This window comes from Stenotrophomonas sp. YJH_SMC_19, assembly GCF_059367915.1.
On record NZ_JCAFRI010000011.1, the window covers coordinates 81,565 to 106,201 of the forward strand.

A 24,637-nucleotide genomic window follows, 5' to 3' on the forward strand; every position below is an offset into this window, starting at 1 on the left:
GATGACGCGCAAAAGAAAAGGGACGGAGCCTTCGCTCCGTCCCCTGCGTGATGCGCAGTCCACCGCTGCGTGATGCTCAGGTTTCTCGCAACGCCGTGGTGATCGGCAAACGGGCCGCGCGCAGCGCCGGGAACAGGCCGCCGACCAGGCCGATGCCCAGCGCCCATTTCAGTCCGGTCCACAGCAGTTCCGGTGACACATGGAACTTGAACACCACCGCGCTGAAGTTGCTGCCGATGGTGGACACGCTGTAGCCATTGAACAGCAGCCACGCCACCGCACACCCCAGAAGGCCACCCAGCAACGCCAGCAGCATGGTCTCCAGCATCACCGCCGTCACCACCGGCAGGCCGCGGAAGCCGATCGCGCGCATGGTGGCGATCTCGCGCGCACGGGTGGCCACGGCCGCGTACATGGTGTTGAGTGCGCCGAACACTGCACCCACCGCCATGATCGTGCCGATCACCTTGCCGAGGATGTCGATCAGCTTGGTCAGCCCGCCGCCCTGCTTGCTGTAGTAGACACGGGTGGTTTCCACGTCCAGTTTCAGGCGCGGGTCGGCGGCGACCGCTGCCTTGAACTGCTCGAAGCCGGCCTTGCCATCGGTACGCACGCTGATCGACTGCCAGGCGCTGCGCTGGTAGGTGGTGGCCAGCGTATCGGCGTCGGTCCACAGCTCCGAATCGTGCGCATCGCCGGTGGCGAACACGCCGACCACGGTCCAGGTCTGATTGCCCAGGGTCAGCGTCCTGCCCACGTCCATGTCGCGGAACTGGCCCTTGGCACCCTGGCCGACCACGATCTCGCGCAGGCCGGCTGCGAACTTGCGGCCTTCGATGATCTTGACCTTGTCATGCACGGCCCAGGCCTGCGGACCAACGCCGCGGAACTGCGCGTTGACGTCGGTGCCGTCGGACTTCGACACCAGGTTGACCACCTGCGACAGCTCCGGCGACAGCAGCGGCCGGCCTTCGCCATCGCGGCTGATGCCGGGCAGGGTGGACAACGTCGGCACCTGCTCGCGGGTGATCACCGAGTTGGTCTCGGCCTGCGAGCCGCCGCGCAGCACGATGGCGGTGGTGTCGTCGCCGGTGTTGTTGAGCGTGGCCTGGAAGCCTTCGCCCATCGCCAGCATCGCCACCAGCACGCCGACCACGCCGGCGATGCCGACCACGATCACCGAGGACGCGCCCCAGCGCTGCGGCAGGCTGGCCACGCCGATGCGGGTGGCGGCCAGCGCCAACCGTCCGCCACGGGTCAGCAGCAGCCAAAGTGCCACCAGCACGGCCACGGCCAGCACGCCAAACCACGGCAGGCTGATCCACAGCACCAGGCCGATCACCAGCAGCAGCACCGTCAGGCCGTTGCCCAGCCATTTCTTGAGTTTGCTCTTGAACATGTCGGTGTCCTCCTCAGCGGCCGGCCAGTGCGTCGACGATCTTCAGGCGCTTGGCACGCAGCGCCGGCAACAACCCGACGATGATGCCGATCACCACGATCAGGCCCAGCCCCATCAGCCAGGTCGGCGTCGGCACGTGTGGCGGCAGCATGCCCATGCTCTTCGGGCCGATCGCCGGCAGGATCAGTGCGGCCAGGCCCATGCCGATCAGGCCGCCCAGGCCGATCAGCAGCACCGACTCCACCATCACCAGGGTCAGCACGGTGCTGTCCTTGAAGCCCAGCGTCTTCAGCGTGGCGAGCTCCGGCACGCGCTCGCGCACGGCCTGCGCCATGGTGTTGCCGGTCAGCAGCAGCAGGGTGAAGAACACCGCGCCCATGATTGAAGTGACGATCATGCCGATGTCGGCGAACTGCTTGACGAAGGCCTGCTGGAACGCCGACTCGGTCTGGGTCTTGGTCTCGTGGTCGGAGTTGGCCGAGATTGCATCAATGGCCTGCGCTACCCGCGAGGAATGATCCGGGTTGTCCAGCGTCACCGTGTACCAGCTCACCTGGTTCTTGATGTAGTCGTTGGATTCATCGAAGTACTTCCAGTTCATCATCAACTGGCGTTCTTCGTTGGCCGCCAGCGCTCGGTCCTTGGAACGGTAGATGCCCTTCAGTTCCAGCGGCCAGTCGTTGCTGCCGCCGCGCGGGAAGATCGTGGCCTGCAACGGGATGGTGTCGCCGATCTTCCAGCCGAACTGCTTGGCCAGCGATTCGCCGACGATGGCGCCGGTGCGGGTCTGCTTCCAGTCCTCCAGCTGTGCCGGATCGATCTGCAGCTCGCGGTAGACATCGAAGTAGTTGGGCGACACCGAGAAGTTCGGGAAGAAGTTCTTTGGATCCTGGTAGATGCCGCCGAACCACATGCCGTAGGCCACGTCGCGCACGCCGGCCACCTGGCGGATCTGGGTTTCCAGGCGGATCGGCAGCGACTGGGTGATCGACAGCCGCGAGGCCACCACCAGGCGGTTGGCGCCTTCCACGCTGCCGCCGGACGAGAACGCCACGCGCACCGAGTCGAGCATGCCGAACAGCAGGAACGCGGCCACCACCGACAGCAGGGTCAACAGGGTGCGCGTGCGGCTGCGGAACAGCTGCGCCCACACCAACGAGAAGTATTTCATCGCCGTGGCCTCCGTCAGTGGGCCAGCGGCGCGTCGGCCAGCTCGCCCTTGTCCAGGTGCACCGTGTGCGTGGCGTACTCGGCGGCCTTCGGGTCATGGGTGACCATGATGATGGTCTTGCCGTGTTCGCGGTTGAGCTGCTGCAGCAGGCCGAGGATCTCCTCGGCGGACTGGCGGTCGAGGTCGCCGGTGGGTTCGTCGCAGATCAGGAAGGTCGGGTCGGAGACGATCGCCCGCGCGATCGCCACGCGCTGCTGCTGGCCGCCGGACAGTTCATTGGGGCGATGGCTGCGGCGGTCGGCCAGGCCGACCAGGGTCAGCGCGATCTCGGCATTGCGGCGGCGCTGCGCGGCATTGAGATGGGTCAGCAGCAGCGGCAGCTCCACGTTCTTCTGCGCGGTCAGCATCGGCATCAGGTTGTAGAACTGGAACACGAAGCCGACGTGGTGGCTGCGCCAGGTCGACAGCTGGCCGCCGCTCATCTGGTCGATGCGCTCGCCTTCGATGCTGATCTCGCCGCCGCTGGGGCTGTCCAGGCCGCCGATCAGGTTGAGCAGGGTGGTCTTGCCCGAGCCGGACGGGCCCATCAGCGCGACGAAGTCGCCGCTGGCGATGTCCAGGTCGATGCCGTGCAGCACCTGCACTTTCTCGGGGCCACGCTGGTAGGTCTTGGTGATGTTGCGCAGTGAAACCAGGGTCGACATGGGTGGTTCTCCACGGAAGGCGGGAAACGGGGAAGCGCACCTGCGGTGGCCGCAGGCGTGCGTCGAGCGGTGTTGCCGGCGGCGCCCATGGGCGCCAGGCCGTTACTGCGCTTGTTTCTGTTGCACCTTGGCGCCATCGCGCAGGGTGTCCGGCGGGTTCACCACCACCGACTCACCCGCGCTGACGCCCTTGAGGATCTGGCGGTCCTTGCCCATCGCCTGGCCGGCCTCGACCGTGCGCTGCTGCACGCGGCTCTGGTCGCCCAGTACGAAGGCAACCGAGGCGCCCTCGCGCTGGACCACCGCGCCAGCCGGCACGCGCACGCCCTGCGGTTTGGCGGCCGCCTGCGGCTGCGCCTGCTCCAGGAAGCTGACCCGCACGCCCATCTCCGGCACGATGCGCGGGTCCTTCACCTTCAGCGCCACGCGCACCTTCACCGTGGCCTTGCCGCGGTCGGCAGTGGGGATGATGGCGATGACCTCGCCCGGAATCTTCCACTCCGGATAGGCATTGAGCGTGGCTTCCACCGGCATCTTCGGTTGCACGCGGCCGATGAAGGCCTCGCCGACCTCGACTTCGATCTCCAGCGAGTCCATGTCGACAATGGTGCCGATGCCGGTACGGGTGAAACCACCGCCCGCCGACAGCGGCGAAACGATTTCGCCCGGCTGCGCGGCCTTGGCGGTGACCACGCCGGAGAACGGCGCGCGCACGATGTTGTTGTCCACGCCCAGATCGGCAATGGCCAGCTGGTCGTTGGCGACCTTGACGTTGCGCTGGGCCGTTTCCAGCTGCGCACGCAGGCTGTCACGCTGGGCCACGGCCTGGTCGTACTGCGAACGTGACACCAGTTGCTGGCCGACCAGCGCCTGCAGGCGGCTGGCTTCGGCGGCGGCCTGCTTCTGCTGTGCCTCCAGCCCGGCCACCTGGCTGCGCGCGGCCTGCAACTGCGAGGCATACAGGCTGCGCTGCGCATCGGCATCGATCGGATCCAGGGTGGCCATCACCTGGCCGGCTTCGACCCGCATGCCTTCCTCGATCATCACCTCGCGCACCTTGCCGGTGATCTTGGCCGAGACCGTGGCCATGCGCCGGGCGACCACGTAGCCACTGGCATCGAGCACCGAACTGCTGGCGCTGCCCTGCTGGATGGCCACTGCGGGCGCGGTTTCCACTTCCACGGCCGGCGCGCGGCCGAACAGGAAGGCCACGGCAGCGGCGATCAGCAGCACGACCACGATGATCGCGATCCACAGCCAACGACGGCCACCGCCATTGCTGCCACCACCGGAGGCGGGCGGCGGCGACTTGCGGTCGATACGGAGTTCCTTCAACAGCTCGGCAGAAGCGTTCATTCGTTCCATCACAGGCGTTCGGGCGGGTATGGCCGGAAGCGCGGACGGCGGCGGTTCCGGCGGTGGAGCGTGCGGCACAGCATGAAGGCAGGCACAGCGATGACGGCAGTGACAGCTGTCATCCGATGACACTGACGGCGGCAACTGCGAAATGTGACCACGGCGGCACAGGATGGCAACGTCCCCGCTACCGGTACCGCCCATGGATCCGATCGCCCCGTCGCTGGCCCGCCTGCAGCAGGTGCAGGTGCGCTACCGCGACCATACCGCCCTGCAGGGCATCGACCTGCAGGTCCGCGCTGGCCAGGTGCTGGCATTGCTGGGCCGCAACGGTGCCGGCAAGAGTACCGCGATCAGCGTGCTGTTGGGCCTGCGTCGCGCCGATGCCGGCCAGGTCGAGCTGCTCGGTGGCGACCCGCAGCAGCGCAGCAGCCGCCTCGGCCTGGGCGTGATGCTGCAGAGCACCAGCCTGCCGCCGATGCTGCAGGTGGACGAACTGGTGGCGCAGGCCAGCGCCTGCTATCCGGACCCGATGCCGCTGCAGGAGGTGCTGCAGCGCGCAGGCCTGCAGGCACTGGCAGGCCGTCGCTACGATCAGCTGTCCGGTGGCCAGCAGCGCGCGGTGCAGTTCGCCATCGCGCTGTGTGGTCGCCCGCGCGTGCTGTTCCTGGACGAGCCCACTACCGGTCTGGACATCCAGGCGCGGCAGGCGATGTGGCAGGCGATCCGGCAGCTGGTGGCCGAAGGCTGCGGCGTGCTGCTGACCACCCACTATCTGGAAGAGGCCGAAGCGCTGGCGCAGCAGGTGCTGGTGCTGGAGCAGGGCCGGGTGCTGGCCGACGCACCGTTGAGCGAGCTGCGCCTGGCCGATCGGCCGCGCCGCATCCGCTGCCGCAGCGTGTTGACTGTTGAAGACGTACTGCAGTGGCCAGGCGTGCAGCAGGTGCAGCGTGATGGCGAGCACCTGCAGTTGATGGCAAGCCCGGCCGAGCCGGTGGTGGCGCGCCTGCTGGCCGCCGATGCACAGCTGCGTGAGCTGGAAGTACAGGGCGCGGCACTGGCCGACGCTTTCCTCGACATGACCCGGGAGGCCGCATGAACACGATGACCCGTACCGGCACTACACCCGCGCCGGTATCGGCGTGGCGTCAGGCCTTGCGCCCGTACGGCGCTGAACTGGTGGCCGAGCTGCGCCGCGCCTGGCGTACACCCGCCTTCGCGGTGCCTTCGCTGCTGTTCCCGGTGCTGTTCTACCTGTTGTTCGGCGTGCTGTTGGGCCGCGGCCATGCACCGCTCTACCTGCTGGCCACCTACTGCGTGTTCGGTGCGATGGCCCCGGCCCTGTTCGGCTTCGGCGTGCAGCTGGCGCTGGACCGTGAAGGCGGCCTGCTGACCCTCAAGCGCGCGCTGCCGATGCCGGCGGCGGCACCGTTGCTGGCGCGACTGGCGATGGCCGTGATGTTCGCGTTGCTGGTAGCCGCCCTGTTGATCGGGGTGGCGCGCGCGCTGAGTGGCGTGCAGCTGCAGGCAGTGCAGATGCTGCAGCTGCTGGCGGTGGCGGGCCTGGCAGCGCTGCCGCTGGGGGCGATCGGCCTGCTGATCGGCAGTCATGTCAGTGCCAGCGCGGCGCCGGCGATGGTCAACCTGGTCTACCTGCCGCTGGCCCTGCTGTCTGGCCTGTGGCTGCCGTTGTCGGCGCTGCCCAAGGTGTTCTCGATGATGGCACCGCTGTGGCCAACCTGGCATCTGGCGCAGCTGGCGCTGCCGGTGGTCGGGCTGCCGTCGGTGGGCGGCATGGCTGGCCACCTGCTGGTGCTGCTGGCGGTCACGGTGGTGGCGCTGCTGCTGGCGCGCCGCCGCCTGCGCCGGATCGGCTGAACTGGCATGATCGGCAGCGATCATTCCCGCCTGGATTCTTCCGTGTCGTCGAGCTGGCTTGCGTCCCTGCTGCGCCCTGCGCCGGACTCGGCGGTGGCCGACCTGCTGCGGCGTGGCAAGTCGCCCTGGAGCGGTGCGATCCACCTGCTGTGGTCGGTCTGGATCTTCCTTACCCCGGTGCTCGGCAATGGCTTCACGGTGCGCTGGCTGCTGCTGACCGTGGCCAGCTATCCGCTGTTCCTGCTGCTCTATGCGAAGGTGATGCTGGCGCCACGGCATCACGCATGGCGCTATGCGCTGGGCATGATCCTGATGGCCCTGGTGCTGCTGCCGTGGTATCCGTCGGGACTGAGCTACTTCGTGTTCGGTTGCGTGATGATCCGCATGAGCAGCCGTGGCGGCTGGTGGGTGTACCTGTTGCAGCTCACCGGCCTGAACCTGTTGTTCTGCGGCGCTGCGCTCTACGTCGGTTATCCGTGGCAAGCCATGGTGTGGATGCCGGCCGTGTCGTTCATCGTCGGCCTGGTGGTGAACGTGGAGGCCTTGAGCCATCAACGGGACGTTGCCCTGCAGCTGTCCCAGGACGAGGTGCGGCGGCTGGCCACTACCGCCGAGCGCGAGCGCATCGGCCGCGATCTGCATGACCTGCTGGGCCACACGCTGTCGCTGATCACGCTGAAGCTGGAGCTGGCGCGCAAGCTGTACGACCGTGATGACGCGCGCGCGCGGCAGGAGATCGGCGAAGCCGAGGCGATCGCCCGCGAGGCGCTGGCCCAGGTGCGCAGTGCGGTGACCGGCATCCGCGCCAGCGACCTGGCCGGCGAGCTGGCCTCGGCGCGGCTGCTGCTGGAATGCCAGCAGGTACACCTGCAGTACACACCGCCGCCGCCGATGCCGGTCGACGTGGAACGTGGGCTGGCGCTGGTGCTGCGCGAGGCTGCGACCAACATCGTGCGCCACGCACAGGCGACCCGGGTGCAGGTGGATTTCATGCTTGAGGAACGACAGTTGGTGATGCAGATACGCGATGACGGCCGCGGTGGCGTACAGGCCGAGGGCAACGGATTGTGTGGCATGCGCGAACGGGCGATGGCGCTGGGCGGCCAGTTGTCACTGCAGTCGCCGCGCGGCGAAGGCACGGTAGTGACCGTGCGCGTGCCACTGGTGGCCGCGACCACGCCGCTGTCGCCAGCGTCACTGGCGCAGGATGGTGCCGCATGATCCGCATCCTGCTGGCCGAAGACCAGGCGATGGTGCGCGGTGCATTGTCGGCGCTGCTGGGCCTGGAGCCGGACATCGAGGTGCTGGGCAGCGCTGCTGACGGCGAGGCGGCGTGGCGCATGCTGCAGCAGCTGCAGCCGGACATCCTGGTCACTGACATCGAAATGCCTGGCCTGTCCGGGCTGGAACTGGCCCAGCGCATCGCCCGCCACGAGCTGCCGATCAAGGTCGTGATCGTGACCACCTTCGCCCGTGCCGGCTTCCTGCGCCGCGCGCTGGAAGCGGGCGTGCTGGGCTACCTGCTGAAGGACGCACCGGCCGAGAACCTGGCCGATGCCCTGCGCAAGGTGAAGCAGGGCATCCGCGCAATCGACCCGCAGCTGGCGCTGGATGCGTGGTCGCAGGCCGACCCGCTGACCGACCGCGAGCGCCGCGTGCTGCGGCTGGCGGGCGAGGGCCGTACCGCCAGCGAGATTGCCGAGCAGCTGGGGTTGTCGCATGGCACGGTGCGCAATTACCTGTCCGAGTGCATCGGCAAGCTGGGCGTGGCCAACCGGATCGAGGCGTACCGGCTGGCGCGGCAGAAGGGATGGTTGTAGGGGCGTGCGCCGACGCACTGGTAGCGCCGGGCGCTGCCCGGCGGATTGTTACCGCGCCTGCGGAGAGGTGTCACTTTCTTTGCTCGTGCAAAGAAAGTAACCAAAGAAACACGCCGCCAGAGCGCGAGCCGTCGCTACGCGACGGTTCCCTGCGCTTCTCGGGGAATCAGGGGACGGCGCCGAACTCGCTTCGCTCAAACACCGGCGCCTCTACGCCCCTGATTCCCCTGCGATGCTCGGCTCGCTAGAAGGCGGACCCAACGTCAAAAGCCACAGCTGCACCCAGTAGATCCACGCCATGCGTGGATGCTGTTGCTCTTGATCTTGACCTTCCAGTCCGCCTTCAAGCGAGCCGAGCACCGGAGGTCCGGCGAGGGCGAAGAGGTGCGGGTGTCTGAGCGCAGCGAGTTCCCGCGCCGTCCCTCGACGGACCGAGGAGCGCAGGGCACCGGCGTGCGAAGCACGCCGGCTCGCGGCCGGCGGAGCGTTTCTTTGGTTACTTTCTTTGCGCGCAAAGAAAGTGACACCCCTCCGCAGTCGCGGAAACAATCCGCCGGGAACACCCGGCGAATCCGCTCAATCCTTCCCGCGCGCCATCGCCTGGAACACGCCATCGCGCCGCACCCACAGGTGGAACAACGCCGCACCCACGTGCATCAGCACCGTGGCGAACAACACATACGCCAACAAGCTGTGCGCATTACGCAGCGCGGCATACAACGCCGGGGTGTGCGGCACGATCGGCGGCAGGTGCAGGCCGCCCCACAGCACGATCGGGTAACCGCCGGCCGACAGCATCGCCCAGCCGATCAACGGCATCGCCAGCATCAGCGCATACAGCATCCAGTGCGAGGCCTTGGCCGCCATCACCTGCCATACCGGAAGATCCGCCGGCAGCGGCGGCGGGCGGTGGCGCAGGCGGTTGTACAGGCGCAGCAGCACCAGCAGCAGGATCGCGATGCCCAGTGGTCGGTGCAGGTCGATCAGCATCGGCCGCAGGTGCAGCGAGGCGACCATGGTCACGCCGATGAACAGCATGGCGATGATCATCAGCGCCATGGTCCAGTGCAGCACCCGCGCCAGCAGGTTGAAGTGGCCGTTATGGGTGCTCATCGCGCGGCCTCCTTCGGTTGCTCGACGTTGCCGCTGGCGCGCTCGCGCTCGCGGCGGTTGAATGACTGCGAGTACACCGCAGAGCGTGCGGCCAGGATCGGATCATCACTGCCGCGCACGCCACTGGGCAGGATCAGCGGATCGAAGTTGATCTGGCCGCACGCGCCTTTTTCCTGCGACTGCATGCGGTCCAGGCTGAGTACGCCGGCCACCACCTGATCACGCGACTCGGGCCACGGCACCGACGGATCATCAATGGCATCACCGGGCTCGGCGGTGGTGACGACCAGGTTCCAGCGCACCGGGCCGCTGGCCATGCGCTGTTGCAGTTCCTGGCTGAGGAAATCGACGCTGGCCTGCTTGCGCGTTTCCGCATCCATCTCCACCACCGGCGCCTGCGGCTGCCAGCGCCAGCGCACCGCACGCTTCTGGCCCTGCGCGTTGGTGAACCAGAAGCTGTTGACGCTGTTGAAGGTGGTGTCGGCCCAGCTGCTGGTCCACGGCGCCGTCCTGGCCCACTGCTGGAACGCCTGTGCGCTGGGGTATTTCGCCAGCACCGCGGCCATCTTCTGCGGGTCGGGCTTGCCGGTGGCCGGGTCGGGAATGGAGGCGCGCGTCTGCTCGTAGAACGCCTCGGCATCGGGCACGGCGAAGAACGGGAAGCTGTTCATCGCCATGCGCCATTCCTGGCCATCATCGCTGACCATCTGCACCGCCAGGCTGCGTACGCGCGCGGTGTTGTCGGCACCGTAGGGATCACCACCGCCGATCGACAGGCGGCCCATCACCGGCACGCGGCGCTGCGAGAACACCCGTGCACTGGACAGGGTAGGGGCCTGTGCACTGGGTTCGAACCAGCCGCTCACGCAGATGCCCTTGCTGTGCGCCCGGCGGAACCCGGGATGTGCCGGGCCGGTGGCTTCGATGGTGTCGGTGAAGCGCTGCGCGGTCAGGCGGCCGCCAATCCAGCCGGCCAGCCAGGCGAAGGCCAGCGCGACCGCACCCAGAATGAGTGCGATCAGTGCGATCCAGAGCAGGGGTGAATGCTTGCGTGGCGCGCCCGGCGTCTGGCCAGCGCGGGTGTAGCGGAAGAGCGACATGGCCGGAGTCCTGCCTTCACGGAGCGTGTGGGTGGTCGACCCACAAATCCTCGCAGAACCCGGCCGGGGCCGAAATTCAATTTTTCGTCAGATTTTCCGGGGACGGGGTGCCGACCAACGGTCGGCACCCACCCGATCAGCTGTAGCGCTGCTTCAGCATCGCCCACGCCGAGCGCAGCGCCAGCGCTTCGCCACCGGCCGGACGGCCCGGGCGCTCGCCGTCGTTCCAGGCATACACGTCCAGATGCGCCCAGCGCTGGCCGTCTTCCAGGAAGCGTTCCAGGTACAGCGCGGCGGTAACCGAGCCGGCCATGCGCGAACCGGCGTTGGCCAGGTCGGCGATGCCGCTGCTCAGGTAGCGCAGGTAGGGGCGCCACAGCGGCATGCGCCAGACCGGGTCGCGGGTCGCGTCACCGGCCTGCAGCCACTGCTGGGCCACCGTGTCGTCGTTGCTGAACAGCGCCGGCAGGTCCGGGCCCAGGGCGATGCGCGCGGCACCGGTGAGGGTGGCGAAGTCCAGCACCAGGTCCGGTTTCTGCTCACCGGCGAAGGTCAATGCGTCGCACAGGATCACGCGGCCCTCGGCGTCGGTGTTGTCGATCTCCACGCTCAGGCCCTTGCGGGTGGCGATGACCTCGCCCGGACGGAACGCATCGGGGCCGATCGCGTTTTCCACTGCCGGCACCAGCAGGGTCAGGCGCACCGGCAGCCCGCGCGCCATCACCAGGCCGGCCAGGGCCAGTGCGTGCGCGGCGCCGCCCATGTCCTTCTTCATGTTGCGCATGCCGTCGGCCGGCTTGATGTCCAGCCCGCCGGTATCGAAGCACACGCCCTTGCCGACCAGCACCAGTGCCGGGTCGGTTTCCCTGCCCCAGCGCAGCACGACCAGGCGCGGCGCACGATGCGAAGCGCGGCCCACGGCGTGGATGGCCGGGAAATTCTGCTTCAGCAGTTCGTCGCCGGTAATCGCCTCGACCTGCGCACCATGTGCATCGGCGAGCGCGCGCGCGGCGTCTTCCAGCTGCTGCGGGCCCATGTCTTCGGTCGGGGTGTTGACCCAGTCGCGCACGCGCAGGCTGGCGGCGATCAGGTCGGCCACTTCGCCGGTCGGCGAGGCCACCAGCTGCGCCGGTGCGCGGTTGCGCTTGCGATAGCGGTCAAAGCGGTAGCTGCCCAGGCCCCAGCCCAGCTGCAGCAGCGCCAGTTCGGCGGCCGGCAGTTCATTGGCCAGCTGCCAGACGCTGCCTTCCGGCAGCGCGTGCGGCGCATGCGCATAGCTGTAGGCATCGGCACGATCACCCACGCCCATCACGGCACCGGCCAGGCCATCGGCGCCCGGCAGCAGTGCCACGCTGTGGGCGCCGGCGTTGAAGCCCTGCGATGCCAGCCACGCCTGCGTGGCAGCCGGCTGGCTGTCCTTCCAGGCGGCGAACTGCTCGCGGTCCAGCACGTACAACGGCAGCGCCGCAGCGGTGTCGGCGGTGAAACCAGTGATCTCGCTCATGCGTCAGGTACTCCGGGGTGCGGCGGCGTCGAGGTTGGCATCCAACCAGTCGGCCAGGCCGGTAAGGGTGTCGAACTGCAGGTCCGGCTGCAGCTGCGGATGGGTCCAGGTGGCTGCGTCGCGGTTGATCCAGCAGCCGCGCAGGCCGGCGGCAATCGCCCCGGCCACGTCCATGTCGGCATGATCGCCGACGTGCAGCACCTGTGCCGGTGCCACACCCAGGCGGGTGCACGCGGCATGGAAGATGCTGGCTTCGGGCTTGGCCGCGCCGTGTTCGCGCGAACCCAGCTGGAAGGCGAAATGATGGGCCAGGCCGATCCGCTCCAGGTCGGCGTTGCCGTTGCTCAGCGCCGCCACCGGTACCCGTGCGGCAATGCGCGCCAGCGCGTCGATCGCATCGGGATAGCACTCCACATGGTTGCGCGCGGCGTAGAACACTTCATACGCAGGCTCCAGCAGATCGAGGCTGGCACCGCTGGTGTGCAGTGCTTCGTGCAGGGTCAGCCGGCGCAGCGCACTCAGGTCGTGGTGGAGGTGCGGATGGGCGTGGTACAGCCGCTCGCGCAGTTCGCGCATCGCCTCCACCGGATACATCGCGGCGGTAGCGGGGCTGTGTTCGCACATCCAGGCGTGCAGGACCTGTTCGATGCGGGCGCCGATCGGAGCGAACGGCCACAGCGTGTCGTCAAGGTCGAGGGTGATGGCTTGGACGGGGAAATTCACCCCGCCATTCTACCCCTGCCCGCGCGGGCTTTCATGCGACGCGGCGGGCGGGTGGGCACTGTGGCTGGGCCGGGTCAGCGCAGGTTGTACGAGCAGGCGATGGTGGTCTGGCCGTCGAACTGCTGCACGTCCAGGTTGTGCCGCCCAACTTCCTTCGTGTAGGTGCCTGCTACCGGGTCGGACATCTTCGCCAGTGCCGCGACCTGTTCCACACTGGCCGAGCTGAAGTACGCGGTGAAACTGTCGATGCCATCCTCGCCGCTGTCGCCGTCATAGGACTGCAGCCGGTTCACGGGCTGGCCCAGCACCATCAAGGGCGTGGTCAGCCGGAACTCGCCGCTGGATTCGCCGTCCTGCACCCTTGCCGGGGCCGGTGTCAGCATCCGGGCCATGGCGTCGAACTGTATGGGCGTGAGGTGCCGCTTGCAGGTAACCGCCTCAGCAAGCTGGGTGCGCGCCTGATCGGCAGTCGGCGGTGTCGCGGCGAACGCGGGAGCGGCAATGCAGGCCAAGGCAAGGCAACGCGTGGCGAGAGAGTTCATCCGAGCGGATCCATCCGGGTAGGGCGCCATAGTCTGCCACTTCGTCCCTGTTTCTGGTTCCGCCACCTGCGTCCATCCGTTGTTGATGCCGTCACTCCAGCAGGCGTGCCCAGCCCTGCATGCCGTCCAGGCGTGCCAGCACCAGCTTGATGCACACCAGCAGCGGCACCGCCAGCAGCAGCCCGATCATGCCCCAGGCCCAGCCGAACACCATCAGCGCCAGGATCAGCACCAGCGGCGACAGCTTCATCCGACGGCCCAGCACGATCGGGGTCACCATCTGCCCTTCCAGTGTGTGCAGGCCCAGGTAGGCCGCCGCTGGCAGCAGGGCCTGCAGCGGGTCGCGGAACTCGACGAAGCCCATCAACAGCATCAGCGCCACGCCGATCAACGGACCCACATACGGCGCAAAATTCAGCAGCGCGGCCACCGTGCCCCACAGCAGCGCTTCCTGCAGGCTGATACCGAGCAGCATCAGCACGCCGGCGAACACCAGGCCGACCAGAGTGTTGATCACGCTGATGGTCAGCACGTAACGCGAGACCTCGCGTTCGATCGAACGCAGGATGTCCGTAGTGAAGCGCTGCTGCTGGCGGTTGGGGAACAGGGCGATCGCCGCGCGCTGCAGGCTCTGCCCGTAGATCATGAAGAACAGCGTCAGCAGCACCACGGCCAACACCGAGGCAGCCAGCCGCGGTGCACGGGTCAGCATGCGGTACGGGTCGTCCAGCTGGGTACGGATCACCTGCACCTTGTGGTTGCTGTCACCACCGGCCACACGGGCGAAGTTTTCCGCCGCCTGGTTGGCCTGCTGCACCGGCTTGGTCAGGTCCTGCACCTGGCGGGCGACCTTGCGCAGCTGCTGTGGGGCTTCCTGCGCCCATTCCATCGCCGGGCCGATCAGCTGCACGGCGAGCGAACCGGTCACGCCCAGGCCGGCGCCGAGGATCAACAGTGCGCCCAGCGCGCGCGGAATCCACAGCTTCTGCAGCAGGCGCAGGATCGGGTTGCCGACCAGAGCGAAGAACATCGCCAGCAGCACCGGCAGGATGATGTCCTGCGCGGCCCACAGCGTGTAGCCCACCGCCAGGGTCGCCAGCACCACCAGCGACATCGGCCCGCGCGGGCGCGACGGTGGTGGCAGCGCGGCCTCTGGCTCGTCGGGGCCGGCCGGTGGCGGGGACAGGAGGGACTCGCTCATCGACGCATCAACCGGAAAGGGGAGCGCATTATCCGCCGGCCGCGATCGGCGCGGCGGATTCCATGGATCAACGTTCGGACAGCTCGGTGGCCGCTTCGGCCGGACGCGGTCCGCGCAGGTCCGGTTCTGGCTCCGGCACGGAGCGTGGTGCCGGTGCCGGCCGTGCTCCGGCAGCGGAGGCCGCTGCCTGTGCCTGCTCGCTGGCATCGTCGGCTTCTTCGGCCGCATCGTCGGCGGTGGCCGCGGCCTGCGCCGCCATCGCCGTGGCGAACGCCGCCTGCGCACTGGCGAACAGGTTCGAGACCGAACCGACCATCTGCAGCCAGCGGGCACCGTTGACCTTGCCCGGTACCTCCAGCTTGCCGGCGATGAAGCCACCGGCCAGGCCGACCACCACGATGCGCAACGGCGACCAGCCCTGTCGCCACACCTGGCCGAGGGTGGACCAGTGGTCCTGGGTCTCGCCCAGGCGCACCGTCACCAGCTGTTCGCAGCGCTTTACCCGCCGCTGCAGCGCGCCGAACTTCATGGCTTGCCCTCGGGCAGCTGCACGCCGGCATCAGGGTCGTCTTCGCTGGGTTCGTCAAACAGGCCCAGGCGTGACAGCTGACGCCGGGTGGCGTGCATGCCGGTGTGGTGGAAGAAGTAGGACACCCGCCAGATCGCATAGCCGGTGACGGCCAGGCTCAGCAGCGAGGTGATCAGCAGGGCCTGCAGCCAACTCAGGCCCCAGCTCTGCAGCAGCGCGATGAGGGTGGCGGCCATCAGCAGCCACGCCGATGCACCAAACACGATCGCCACGCCGGCCCAGGCCAGCGCACGACCGAATGCGCTGCGCGCCAGCGCGAAGTCGGCCGAGGCCAGCCGGCGCAGTGAACGCAGCGTGTGCTTGGCCGAATCGGCAGCGGCACGACCGGCCGCGCCGACCTGGCGGATGCTCTCATCCAGCGGCGGGGTGGCCGCCGGATCAGGCGCTTGCGTGTTGTCTTCGCTCACGCTGCGGCTTACTTGTCGCTGCTGCCGCGGGCCAGCTTGGCGATGATCCAGCCGGCTGCGAAGGCAACGCCGAACGAGGCCAGCGGACGTTCGCGGATCAGTTCGGCGGCGCTGTCGATCAGGTCCTTGCCCTTGTCCATCAGCGCATCGACCTGTTCCTTGGCGGCGGCACCGCCGAACTCGGCGGCGGCCAGGCCGGACAGTGCACTGTCGGACAATTCAGCCTTGACGTTGGCCTTGCCGATGCGAAGCTCGTCGGTCGCTGCACCGGTTGCACCCTTGATCGCACCGCCGGCGGCCGTAGCGGCCTGCTTCAGGTGGGAACCGGCTTCACCCAGGTGTTCCTTCAGGTTCTCGGTATTGGTGGGGCTCATCGAATCACTCCTGTTGCGATGGGGGAACGGGAGTCGGCGGTGCCGACCTGGACTGACAGCAATAACATTGCCGGGGTATAGGGGGTGTTACGGCAGGGCGATCAGCGCATCACGAGCTGGCCCTGCTGCTGGCCATTGTTGCGCAGCACGCGCAGCACCAGCGTCGGCGGGCGCTGCTGGAAGTTGGCGCGCCAGCTGGCCAGGTCGGCGAATTCACCGACGGTGGCATCGGTGATGATGTCGCCCTGCTGCAGGCCGTTGCTGGCGGCGCGGCTGCCGCGCTTGACCTCGCTGACCAGCACGCCGCTGGCGCCCGACTGGCGCAGCGACTCGGGCAGGTCGACGAAGGTGGCCCCGCCCAGGCGCGGGTCCAGGCTGTCGCCGGTGACCGCGCGTGCCTGTTCCTTCAGCGTCGCCTTGATCTGCAGCGGCTTGCCTTCGCGGCGTACGTCCAGCGTCATCGGGCTGCCGACCGCCGCCAGGCCTTCCACGTTGTGCAGGGCTTCGGCGCTGTCCACGCGCTGGCCATTGGCCGACACCACCACGTCGCCCGGCTTCAGGCCGGCGGCGGCGGCCGCCGAACCGGCCAGCACGCGGGTGATCAGCGCACCGCGGGTTTCGCCCAGGCCCAGGCCCTGCGCGATCTGCGCGGTCAGGTTCTGGCTTTCCACGCCCAGCGTGCCGCGCACCACCACGCCGTGCTTGACCAGCTGGTCGACCACGCTGCGCGCCAGGTTCGAGGGAATCGCCAGGCCCAGGCCGATGTTGCCGGCCATGCTGCCCTGCGGGTTGAAGCTGGCAGTGTTGATGCCGACCAGCTGGCCCTGCAGGTCGACCAGCGCGCCACCCGAGTTGCCCGGGTTGATCGACGCGTCGGTCTGGATGAAGTTCTGGTAGCCCAGCCCGCGGATGCCGCTGCGGCCCACCGCCGAGACGATGCCCGAAGTGACCGTCTGGCTGAAGCCGAACGGATTGCCGATGGCCACCACGAAGTCGCCCACCCGCAGCTGGTCGCTGTTGCCGAGCTTGATGTCGGTCAGGTTCTGCGCCGGAATACGGATCAGCGCGATGTCGGTATCGCGGTCCGAGCCGAGGAATTCGGCCTTGACCGTGCGCCCGTCGGCCAGTGTCACCTGTACGTCATCGGCGTTGTCGATGACATGGTGGTTGGTCAGCACCAGGCCCTCCCTGGCGTCGATGATCACGCCCGAGCCCAGCGATTCGTTGATGCGTTCCTGCGGGATGTCCGGGAACAGGCGGCGGAAGAACGGGTCGTTGAAGAAGGGATTGCGTACGCGCACCACCTGCTTGGTGTTGACGCTGACCACGGCCGGCATCGCCTTCTCCAGCATCGGTGCCAGTGACGGAACCTGCTGCCCGGCCACTGCGGCTGGCAGTGCCGCCATGGTCGGCACCACCGCTGGAAGCGGAGCGGCATCGGCACGGTTGTCCAGGTGGGCGTTGATGCCGGTGGCAACGAAGCCACCGAAGGCGGCGGCGATTGCGAGCGTGAGCAGGGTAGGTAGCGGTCGCATGGGAGTCGGTTCGCTGGCGGGAATGGGGGCGGTTCGGCTCTACGGTAAAACAAGCTGAATGAGTGTGTCGCGATCTGGATAAATGCGCCATGAAAACCGCGCGCCGGGAGCGCGGATCGCGACGACCAGCGCTGGGCCGGTGACGACAGCGGAGGCGGCGCCCGGCAGTGTGCGGACGTCAGCCGCAGGTCGCGCGGATACAGGACGATACTTGCGCAGTTCTGCGCATCCCGGTGCCGCGACGCGCCATATTGCATGCCTTCCGCGGCATCCGGGCGGGTGCACACAACCAATGCCTGTCACGACGCGGATCATGCGGCGCAGCACTGAAAAAAAGGGGTTTCCTGTAAACACGGTGTGCCTGCAGGGATGGTCGACTACACCATCGCCGTCGCAGCAGATGCGATTGGTGGCGCATGCCCCGTTCCACGATCGTCAATGTCGGTATAGCATCGCCCCGTTTTGATACTTAAGGCCCCCAGGAGGGCAACATGAGCAACGGTAATGGTGTGTCGGTCGTGACCGACGCTGTCGAGAACGTCAAAGAAACCGCCACCAACGTTGGCGAGACCATCGCCCACGCTGCCGAAGACGCAGTGAAGTCGGTCAAGAAGACCGTCAAGCGCGCCACCAAGGCTGCCGGTACCCGCGTTGCCAAGGCCAAGAAGGCCGTGGCCAAGGTCGAGAAGACCGTTGCCAAGAAGGCCGAAAAGGCTGCCAAGTCGGTCGGCAAGACTGTTGCCAACGCCAAGAAGAAGCTGGAAGCGGCCAAGAAGAACGCCAAGGCCGAAGCCGCTGCCCTGAAGAAGGAAGTGGCCAAGAAGAAGGCCGCTGCAGGCAAGGCTGTGACCAAGAAGGCCGCCGCTGCCAAGAAGACCACCAAGGCCGCCACCAAGGCTGCCGGCAAGAAGGTCGCCACCGTGAAGAAGGCTGCCACCAAGAAGGCCGCCGTCGCCAAGAAGGTGGTCGGCAAGAAGGTCGCCACCGCCAAGAAGGCTGTGGCCAAGAAGACCGTCGCCGCCAAGAAGGTCGCTGGCAAGAAGGCCGTGGCTGCGAAGAAGGTTGTCGGCAAGAAGGTTGCCGCCACCAGGAAGGTCGCCACCAAGAAGACCGCCGCCGCCAAGAAGGTTGTCGGCAAGAAGGCTGCTGTGGCCAAGAAGGCCGTCGGCAAGAAGACCGCTGCTGCCAGGAAGGTTGTCGGCAAGAAGACCGCCGTTGCCAAGAAGGCAGTTGGCAAGAAGGTTGCCGCTACCCGCAAGACGGTTGCCAAGAAGGCTGCCCCGCTGAAGAAGGTCGCCGCCAAGAAGGCTCCGGCCAAGAAGGCCGTGCGCAAGGCCGCCAAGCGCAAGTAATCGCGCCGTGACCAAAGGCCCTGCCACCCACCGGGTGGTGGGGCCTTTCGCGTTTCCGGGACACTGTCCGGGGCAAGATGCAGGTTCTTTCCGCTGGAGCCCCGGGCATGCGCGGTATCGACTTCAGTTCCTGGCAGGGCGTGCTGTCCACCTTGGCTGGCCTGGTCCTGATCACCCTGCTGGGCGTGGGCATCCGCCTGCTGGTGATGCAGACCCTGCAACAGCGCCGCGAGCGCGAGAACCGGCAGATCAACGAACGGCTGCGCACGCTGATGGCGGCCTACAAGACCCTGGGCGGTTCGTTCACCGGCGAACTGGGCGTGGATCCCAGCCATCGCCGCGACCTGCGCCAGCGCGAAGATGCCGAAGGCATCGCCGAACCCCGCTCGGATCGCGCGCGCCGCATCCGCGATGCCGTTGAAGCGGCGCTGTCGGACATCCTGCTGCTGGGCACCGACGAACAGGTGCGGTTGGCTGCGCGCGCTGCCAACGATCTTGCACAGGGGCGACCGGTGCATACCCACGAACTGGTGGTCTCGCTGCGCGACTTCGTGCGCGAAGCGCTGGACCTGGCGCCGATTCCGGCCGACCTGCAGATACCGCCGCAGGGGCCGACCCGGCCGGGCAGTGCCAGTGGCAAGGGCCGCAACGACGGCGATGCCAAGGGCGGTCGTGCGGGCGGAGGCGGCGGTGGCGGAATGGGGGCCGGCATGGGCGGTGTGGGCCTCGGCGCCGGCGCCGCACTGGGCGCCGGCCATGCCTCCGCCAGCGATGAAACGGACGCGCGCTGAGCACGTCCGCCCGGTTCAGCGGGTCAGTTCGTAGATCGGCACGAAGCCACCGTAGATCATCCGCGCGCCGTCGAACGGCATCGGATTCGTCGCCGGATCAAACCTTGGGTCTTCCATCATCTTCTTCATGCCGGCGTCGCGGGTCGGCTTGTCCGGCCATTCGATCCAGGAAAACACCACCGTCTCGTCCGGCGTGGCTTTCACCGCGCCGAAAAAGTCGGTGGTCTTGCCGTGCGGTACGTCGTCACCCCAGCACTCGACCACGCGCAGCGCGCCGTACTCGATGAAAACGGGATCCCCTGTGCGTGCATGGGCGAGGAACTTCTCTTTGTTGGCGGTGGGCACCGCCAGGACGAAACCATCGATGTAGCTCATTGCCTGCCTCCGGATGGACCGTGCCGCATGCACGGCCTTCAAGTACACGACGAACCAGAGCGTCGGGGATCGATATCCTCTGGGCGCCCGTTCAGCCCGGGCCACCGGGCAGCGGTGCCAGCACCGTATCCGGTGGCTGCTGGCCGGCCAGGTGGCGCACGAAGTAGTCCCACATGCGGTGCGTGTAGGTGGCGTCGTTGCGGAACAGCTCGTGGTCCTGCCGGGCCAGGTACAGCAGGTCGTAGCTGCGCTGGGCCTTGTTCAGGGCGGCGGCCAGCTGCAGGGTCAGCGCCGGCGGTGCGTTTTCGTCCAGCTCGCCATAGACCAGCATCAGATGCCCGCGCAGGTTGCCGGCCAGCGCTGCGTTGTCGAGCCCGGCAAAGGGCGCCGGCACGCCATCGGTCATGGCCGTGGCTGGCAGCACGCCACCGAACAGCCGGTCCATGCCGTGCAGGGCGCCGCCGTACATGCCCTGGAAATTGTGACTGCCGGCCGAGGCCACGCCCACCTTGTAGAACGCCGGGTAGCGCAGCAATGCCCGCGCCGCGCTGTAACCGCCGAACGAATGCCCGTAGATGCCGACCCGCTGCAGGTCGATGCCCGGGTAGCGTTCGCCCAGCTGGCGCAGCGCGGCCACATGGTCATCCAGCTGCACATCGGCGCCGTGCAGGAAGCTGCTGTCATGGAAGGCCTTGTCGCGGCCGCCGGTGCCGCGCGCATCGATGCTGACCACCACGAAGCCAAGCTCGGCCAGGCTGGCCCGTGACACCGGATTCAGCGCGGACACTGCCTCGGCGTAGGTCACCGGGGCATTGCTGATGAAGGCGCCGCCGTACATCGCATCGATCACCGGGAAGCTGCCGTCATCGCGATAGTCGCGGGGCAGGTAGACGGTGGCGAAGATCGGCGTGCGCCCGTCGGCGGCCAGCAGACGTTCGCGCTGCGGTGGGCGCCACCCCGCAGCAAGCACTGCCCGGTTGTCCGCCGCTTCCAGCACCAGCAGCTCGCGACCGTCATCGCTGGCCCGCAGCACGGTGCGTGGTGGCTGGTCGAGACGGGAAACGGTATCCACCAGATAGCCACCACTGGGCGACAGCGCCTGGGGGGGGCGCCCGCCGAACAGCGCGCCGGTACCGGCATCGGCCATGTGGTCGTAGCCATCGGCGGCCAGGCGCTGGACCGGCCCTCCCTGCAGCGATACCCGGTACAGGCCGCGCACGTAAGGATCGCCCGCGTCGACGCCACCGGCGCTGAAGTACGCCCAGCCACCGACAGCGTCCACACCCAGCAGGTCGCGCACCGCCCAGTGGCCGCGGGTGAGCTGGCGCAGCACTTTGCCATCGGACAGGCGCACCCGGTACAGGTGACCCCAGCCATCGCGCTGCGAGAACCACACGGCGGTGTCCTGCCCGGGCAGGATGGCCACCGCTGGCCGGTTGTAGGAATACACGTTGAGCTGCAGGCGAGTGTCGCTGGCTTCTTCCAGAACCGTGCGCAGTGCACCGCTGTTGGCATCGATCTCCACCAGGCGCAGCCTGCGCGGTGTGCCGAAGTGCGCGATCACGGCATACAACCGATCGCCGTCCCAACCCAGGATGCCGGCCTCACTGAGCGTGTTCCAGCCCTCGGGCAGCGCGATGTCATGCTGCCTGCCGCTGCGGGTATCCATCACAAACAGGGTGTCGCGCACCTGCTGTGCATCGCCCAGCACCCCCAGCTTCACGGTATGCACGCGCGGCCGCGCGCTGTGGGTCGGGCTGCTTTCCAGATAGGGGTAGTCCTGCAGCGCGCGTTCGTCGTAGCGGATACCGGCCACGTAGCGCCCGTCCGCAGACCAGCCAACCGCGAACGGGCGCACCGGCATCCGGCCCTGACGGCGTGGAATACCGCGCAGGGCGAAGTCCGGCAGCACGCCATAGCCATTACCGGCTTCTCCGCCATGGGTCAGTGCCCGTGGCACCGTGCCAGGCGACTGCAGCCACAGGTTGTTGTCGCGCACCTGCAGCCACGCATCGCCTTCGGGCGAAGGCAGTGCATCGGCCGGCGGCCGCGCATCCGGTGAACGTGTGCATTGCCAGCGCGGCCATTGGCAATCGACGGGCACTTCTCCGCTGAACCGCAGGCGCAGGCCATCGTCCGCCTGCTGCACGCTGGCCAGGCGCAGGCGTGGCCCGCTGGCACCGAGCGGTGCAACCGCAGCGTCCAGCACAGTGGGTTCGAACAGGGTCTGGCGTGTCGCCTGGACGGGATCGACCAGTACCGCCTGGCGCCGGCCCTGAGTGTCTTCGCGCTCATACCAGAATCGTCCATCGGCCAGCCAGTGGGGCAGGACCGAAGCATTGCGCAGCGCGCCGCGCAGATGACTGTCATGCACGCGTTCGGCGCGCTGGTAGTCGGCCGCCTGCAGCGCGTGTGCGGTGTGTGGCGACAAGAGGGCAACGCATGCAAAGACAGCGGCGCGGACACACGTCCGCAGCGGATCGGAAACGAGCAAGGCAACCTCCTGTTGCAATCGTCGAAGGATTACAGATGCACGCGCGCCGCGCGCGTATGCCAGACGGAGCCTGAATCAAGCCCAAAAATTCAGCAATGCGAAGACCACTGTTTTCAGGGAGCGTTGTGGCGAATAACGGAGAATTTACATTCCCGATGCGATGGCGCCCTGGCGCTGCTGCACACCATAAGAAAGTAAAGGTGTACCCCCATGAAGAATTCGCTGATTGCTCTGGCCCTGGCCGCTGCCCTGCCGTTCACCGCTTCGGCTGCTGAGAACCTGTCGTACAACTACGCTGAAGCCGACTACGCCAAGACCGACGTCGATGGCATCAAGGCTGACGGCTGGGGCGTCAAGGGTTCCTACGGCTTCCTGCCGAACTTCCACGCGTTCGGTGAATACAGCCGTCAGGAAGTCGACCACACCAACATCAAGGTTGACCAGTGGAAGGTCGGTGCCGGCTACAACGTCGAAATCGCTCCGTCGACCGACTTCGTTGCCCGCGTTGCCTACCAGAAGTTCGATCGCAAGCACGGCCTGGACTTCAACGGCTACAGCGCTGAAGCCGGTATCCGCACCGCCTTCGGTGCCCACGCCGAGGTCTACGGCATGGTCGGCTACGAAGACTACGCCAAGAAGCACGGCGTCGACATCGACGGCCAGTGGTACGGCCGCCTGGGTGGTCAGGTCAAGCTGAACCAGAACTGGGGCCTGAACGGCGAGCTGAAGATGAACCGCCACGGCGACAAGGAATACACCGTCGGCCCGCGCTTCAGCTGGTAATTGCTTCCTCGGCGCGCCTGCGCGCTGAAGATGCCTCGACAGGCCCGGCCCATGCCGGGCCTGTTGCGTTTCGGGCTGGGCAAACGCTACCTGACCGTGTTGAGGTGGACGGGCGGCATTGCAACGAATTGGATTCCGCAGGCGTCGGCTGCGCCCTAGGGTGAGTGGCCTGTCCTGCAGGAATGCAACGATGCCCCCGTTTCCCTCGCCCCGCGATTCTCCCTGCCGCTTGTTGCTGCTGGATCCGCATCCACTGTTGCGGCATGGCGTGCAGGAACTGCTGGCCCGGCAGACGGGCCTGCAGGTCGATGGAAGCTACGGCCGCAGCGGTGATCTGCTGCAGCGCCTGCAGCAGCAGGCAGCTGCGATCGATCTGCTGCTGGTTGACGCCTTGCCGATCGGTGACAGCGGGGAAGGCCTGGAACTGCTGCGGCACGTATCACGACATTGGCCGGCAGTGCCGATCCTGGTGCTGTCCGCACACTGCAACGCGGGTGTTGTGTCCTTGGCCCTGCAGGCCGGTGCGCGCGGATTCCTGTCCAAGGCCTGCGCGCCGCAGATGCTGCTGCGCGCGGTGAGCGTGGTTGCCCGCGGCGGGCGCTTCGTGCCGCCGGAGCTGCGTGCACAATTGAACCAGTCCCGCCGGCAGCGCCAGCAGTCCATGCGTTCACCACGGTTGAGTACGCGCGAGCGCGCTGTCCTGCAGTGGGTGCTGCGTGGCTGCAGCACCGGCGAGATGGCACGCCGCAGCGGGCGTGCGGCCAGCACCATCAGCACGCAGAAACGAGCGGCATACCGCAAGCTGGGCATCCGCAACGATGGCGAGCTGTTCCGCTTCCGCCATCTGATCGACGCTGATTGAGGCGGGGTTACTCGCCCTGGTACTGCTTTTCTTCGACCAGGGCCGAACCGGCCACGCGGTTGATCTCGTTCTTCACCTGCACGCGCTCGCCATTGGTGCCATAGACACCGCGTGCCAGCTGGATGAAGGCATCGTCGAACACCTGGGCCGCTTCCTTGTCGCGCAGCTGGTCCTGGATGTCCCACATGCGCTCGTTGATCACCTTCAGCTGCTGCTTCAGCGCGGCCAGTGCCGGTTGTGCGTGCAGCAGCTGCTGCAGCAACGGCAGCAGGCCGTCCAGCTCGGTGCGGACGTTGGCCAGCTTGGCGGCATCGTCGATGCGCTCGGCCTTGATCTCGAGAATGGTGATCTTGTCGATCAGCTCGCCGATCGATACCGGAGTCAGGATGGCGTCCACGCGGTTGGTTCCTGGAAACAGGGCGCCATGATACCGCGCTGCTGGCATTGGCCGCAGTCCACGGGATTTACGCCGAATTTGCGCCACGGGCCCGGCAGCACCCTCGATCCGTTACGGCCCTCGCCTCGACACTGCGTTCCCGGCGGCGTGACCGCCTTCGACGAGGA

Annotated in this window: 25 protein-coding genes; 8 read left to right on the top strand and 17 right to left on the bottom strand. The window is 67.5% G+C overall.

What is annotated here, in order from left to right; translation table 11 throughout:
* Positions 1-76 precede the first annotated feature (76 nt).
* The 4 genes from AC5P5R_RS12895 to AC5P5R_RS12910 all read right to left on the bottom strand — a co-directional run bounded on the left by AC5P5R_RS12895 (position 77) and on the right by AC5P5R_RS12910 (position 4,630).
* The gene (locus tag AC5P5R_RS12895; RefSeq protein WP_005407726.1) at positions 77-1,399 is read right to left on the bottom strand and encodes an ABC transporter permease; all 1,323 of its coding nucleotides are present in this window, start codon (positions 1,397-1,399) and stop codon (positions 77-79) included.
* 13 nt (positions 1,400-1,412) lie between these two features.
* Positions 1,413-2,570, bottom strand: coding sequence for an ABC transporter permease (locus tag AC5P5R_RS12900; protein WP_005407727.1), 1,158 nt, complete (start codon positions 2,568-2,570; stop codon positions 1,413-1,415).
* A 14-nt stretch (positions 2,571-2,584) separates the two neighbouring features.
* The gene (locus AC5P5R_RS12905; RefSeq protein ID WP_012478890.1) at positions 2,585-3,274 is read right to left on the bottom strand and encodes an ABC transporter ATP-binding protein; all 690 of its coding nucleotides are present in this window, start codon (positions 3,272-3,274) and stop codon (positions 2,585-2,587) included.
* A gap of 102 nt (positions 3,275-3,376) precedes the next feature.
* Positions 3,377-4,630 carry an efflux RND transporter periplasmic adaptor subunit gene (locus AC5P5R_RS12910; protein ID WP_005407729.1) on the bottom strand — a complete coding sequence of 418 codons (1,254 nt, stop codon included), beginning with the start codon at positions 4,628-4,630 and terminating at the stop codon, positions 3,377-3,379.
* Between the two features lie 202 nt (positions 4,631-4,832).
* On the opposite strand from AC5P5R_RS12910, the gene AC5P5R_RS12915 reads away from it, so the two are divergent.
* Genes AC5P5R_RS12915 through AC5P5R_RS12930 form a run of 4 tightly spaced genes read left to right on the top strand, consistent with a single transcriptional unit; the run spans position 4,833 to position 8,328 of the window.
* Positions 4,833-5,729, top strand: coding sequence for an ABC transporter ATP-binding protein (locus tag AC5P5R_RS12915; RefSeq protein ID WP_043035188.1), 897 nt, complete (start codon positions 4,833-4,835; stop codon positions 5,727-5,729).
* Complete coding sequence (locus AC5P5R_RS12920; RefSeq protein WP_100438278.1) at positions 5,726-6,508, top strand: ABC transporter permease; 783 nt, start codon at positions 5,726-5,728, stop codon at positions 6,506-6,508. Before AC5P5R_RS12915 ends, AC5P5R_RS12920 begins: the two co-directional genes overlap by 4 nt.
* A gap of 6 nt (positions 6,509-6,514) precedes the next feature.
* The gene (locus AC5P5R_RS12925) at positions 6,515-7,729 is read left to right on the top strand and encodes a sensor histidine kinase (protein WP_024956147.1); all 1,215 of its coding nucleotides are present in this window, start codon (positions 6,515-6,517) and stop codon (positions 7,727-7,729) included.
* Entirely contained in the window at positions 7,726-8,328 is a 603-nt protein-coding gene (locus tag AC5P5R_RS12930; protein ID WP_005407733.1) for a response regulator transcription factor, read from the top strand. Before AC5P5R_RS12925 ends, AC5P5R_RS12930 begins: the two co-directional genes overlap by 4 nt.
* 576 nt (positions 8,329-8,904) lie before the next feature.
* Here AC5P5R_RS12930 and AC5P5R_RS12935 read toward each other — a convergent pair.
* The 10 genes from AC5P5R_RS12935 to AC5P5R_RS12980 form a co-directional block, all read right to left on the bottom strand.
* Positions 8,905-9,441: a cytochrome b gene (locus AC5P5R_RS12935; RefSeq protein ID WP_111150776.1), complete on the bottom strand. Its 537-nt coding sequence runs from the start codon at positions 9,439-9,441 to the stop codon at positions 8,905-8,907.
* Entirely contained in the window at positions 9,438-10,541 is a 1,104-nt protein-coding gene (locus tag AC5P5R_RS12940; protein ID WP_100438280.1) for a catalase family peroxidase, read from the bottom strand. The genes AC5P5R_RS12935 and AC5P5R_RS12940 overlap by 4 nt, the downstream gene beginning before the upstream one ends.
* A gap of 136 nt (positions 10,542-10,677) precedes the next feature.
* Positions 10,678-12,045 (bottom strand): leucyl aminopeptidase family protein, encoded by a 1,368-nt coding sequence (locus AC5P5R_RS12945; protein ID WP_005411979.1) that lies wholly within the window; start codon positions 12,043-12,045, stop codon positions 10,678-10,680.
* A gap of 3 nt (positions 12,046-12,048) precedes the next feature.
* Entirely contained in the window at positions 12,049-12,768 is a 720-nt protein-coding gene (locus tag AC5P5R_RS12950; protein WP_100438281.1) for an HAD family hydrolase, read from the bottom strand.
* A gap of 74 nt (positions 12,769-12,842) precedes the next feature.
* Positions 12,843-13,160 carry a hypothetical protein gene (locus AC5P5R_RS12955; RefSeq protein WP_223846454.1) on the bottom strand — a complete coding sequence of 106 codons (318 nt, stop codon included), beginning with the start codon at positions 13,158-13,160 and terminating at the stop codon, positions 12,843-12,845.
* Between the two features lie 241 nt (positions 13,161-13,401).
* The gene (locus AC5P5R_RS12960; protein WP_043035183.1) at positions 13,402-14,511 is read right to left on the bottom strand and encodes an AI-2E family transporter; all 1,110 of its coding nucleotides are present in this window, start codon (positions 14,509-14,511) and stop codon (positions 13,402-13,404) included.
* A 67-nt stretch (positions 14,512-14,578) separates the two neighbouring features.
* Complete coding sequence (locus AC5P5R_RS12965) at positions 14,579-15,040, bottom strand: hypothetical protein (protein ID WP_043035182.1); 462 nt, start codon at positions 15,038-15,040, stop codon at positions 14,579-14,581.
* On the bottom strand, positions 15,037-15,507 hold the full coding sequence (locus AC5P5R_RS12970) for a phage holin family protein (protein WP_005407741.1): 471 nt from the start codon (positions 15,505-15,507) through the stop codon (positions 15,037-15,039). Before AC5P5R_RS12970 ends, AC5P5R_RS12965 begins: the two co-directional genes overlap by 4 nt.
* An 8-nt stretch (positions 15,508-15,515) precedes the next feature.
* A complete protein-coding gene (locus tag AC5P5R_RS12975) occupies positions 15,516-15,881 on the bottom strand; it encodes a hypothetical protein (RefSeq protein WP_004153835.1) in 366 nt (121 codons plus the stop codon).
* A 101-nt stretch (positions 15,882-15,982) separates the two neighbouring features.
* Complete coding sequence (locus AC5P5R_RS12980) at positions 15,983-17,416, bottom strand: Do family serine endopeptidase (protein WP_012478904.1); 1,434 nt, start codon at positions 17,414-17,416, stop codon at positions 15,983-15,985.
* A 491-nt stretch (positions 17,417-17,907) separates the two neighbouring features.
* Between AC5P5R_RS12980 and AC5P5R_RS12985 the strand changes: the two genes are divergently transcribed.
* Both AC5P5R_RS12985 and AC5P5R_RS12990 read left to right on the top strand, forming a co-directional pair.
* On the top strand, positions 17,908-18,768 hold the full coding sequence (locus tag AC5P5R_RS12985) for a hypothetical protein (protein WP_043035180.1): 861 nt from the start codon (positions 17,908-17,910) through the stop codon (positions 18,766-18,768).
* Between the two features lie 107 nt (positions 18,769-18,875).
* On the top strand, positions 18,876-19,559 hold the full coding sequence (locus AC5P5R_RS12990) for a hypothetical protein (protein WP_043035179.1): 684 nt from the start codon (positions 18,876-18,878) through the stop codon (positions 19,557-19,559).
* Positions 19,560-19,574: 15 nt separating this feature from the next.
* On the opposite strand, the gene AC5P5R_RS12995 is transcribed toward AC5P5R_RS12990, so the two are convergent.
* Positions 19,575-19,934 carry a DUF1428 domain-containing protein gene (locus AC5P5R_RS12995; RefSeq protein ID WP_005407745.1) on the bottom strand — a complete coding sequence of 120 codons (360 nt, stop codon included), beginning with the start codon at positions 19,932-19,934 and terminating at the stop codon, positions 19,575-19,577.
* A gap of 91 nt (positions 19,935-20,025) precedes the next feature.
* Positions 20,026-22,428, bottom strand: a complete 2,403-nt coding sequence (locus tag AC5P5R_RS13000; protein WP_100438282.1) for a S9 family peptidase — start codon at positions 22,426-22,428, stop codon at positions 20,026-20,028.
* A 210-nt stretch (positions 22,429-22,638) separates the two neighbouring features.
* Between AC5P5R_RS13000 and AC5P5R_RS13005 the strand changes: the two genes are divergently transcribed.
* Positions 22,639-23,211, top strand: coding sequence for an OmpO family porin (locus AC5P5R_RS13005; protein ID WP_005407747.1), 573 nt, complete (start codon positions 22,639-22,641; stop codon positions 23,209-23,211).
* A gap of 190 nt (positions 23,212-23,401) precedes the next feature.
* Positions 23,402-24,073: a response regulator transcription factor gene (locus tag AC5P5R_RS13010; protein ID WP_005407749.1), complete on the top strand. Its 672-nt coding sequence runs from the start codon at positions 23,402-23,404 to the stop codon at positions 24,071-24,073.
* Between the two features lie 7 nt (positions 24,074-24,080).
* On the opposite strand, the gene AC5P5R_RS13015 is transcribed toward AC5P5R_RS13010, so the two are convergent.
* The gene (locus AC5P5R_RS13015; protein WP_043035177.1) at positions 24,081-24,518 is read right to left on the bottom strand and encodes a DUF6165 family protein; all 438 of its coding nucleotides are present in this window, start codon (positions 24,516-24,518) and stop codon (positions 24,081-24,083) included.
* Between the last annotated feature and the right edge of the window lie 119 nt (positions 24,519-24,637).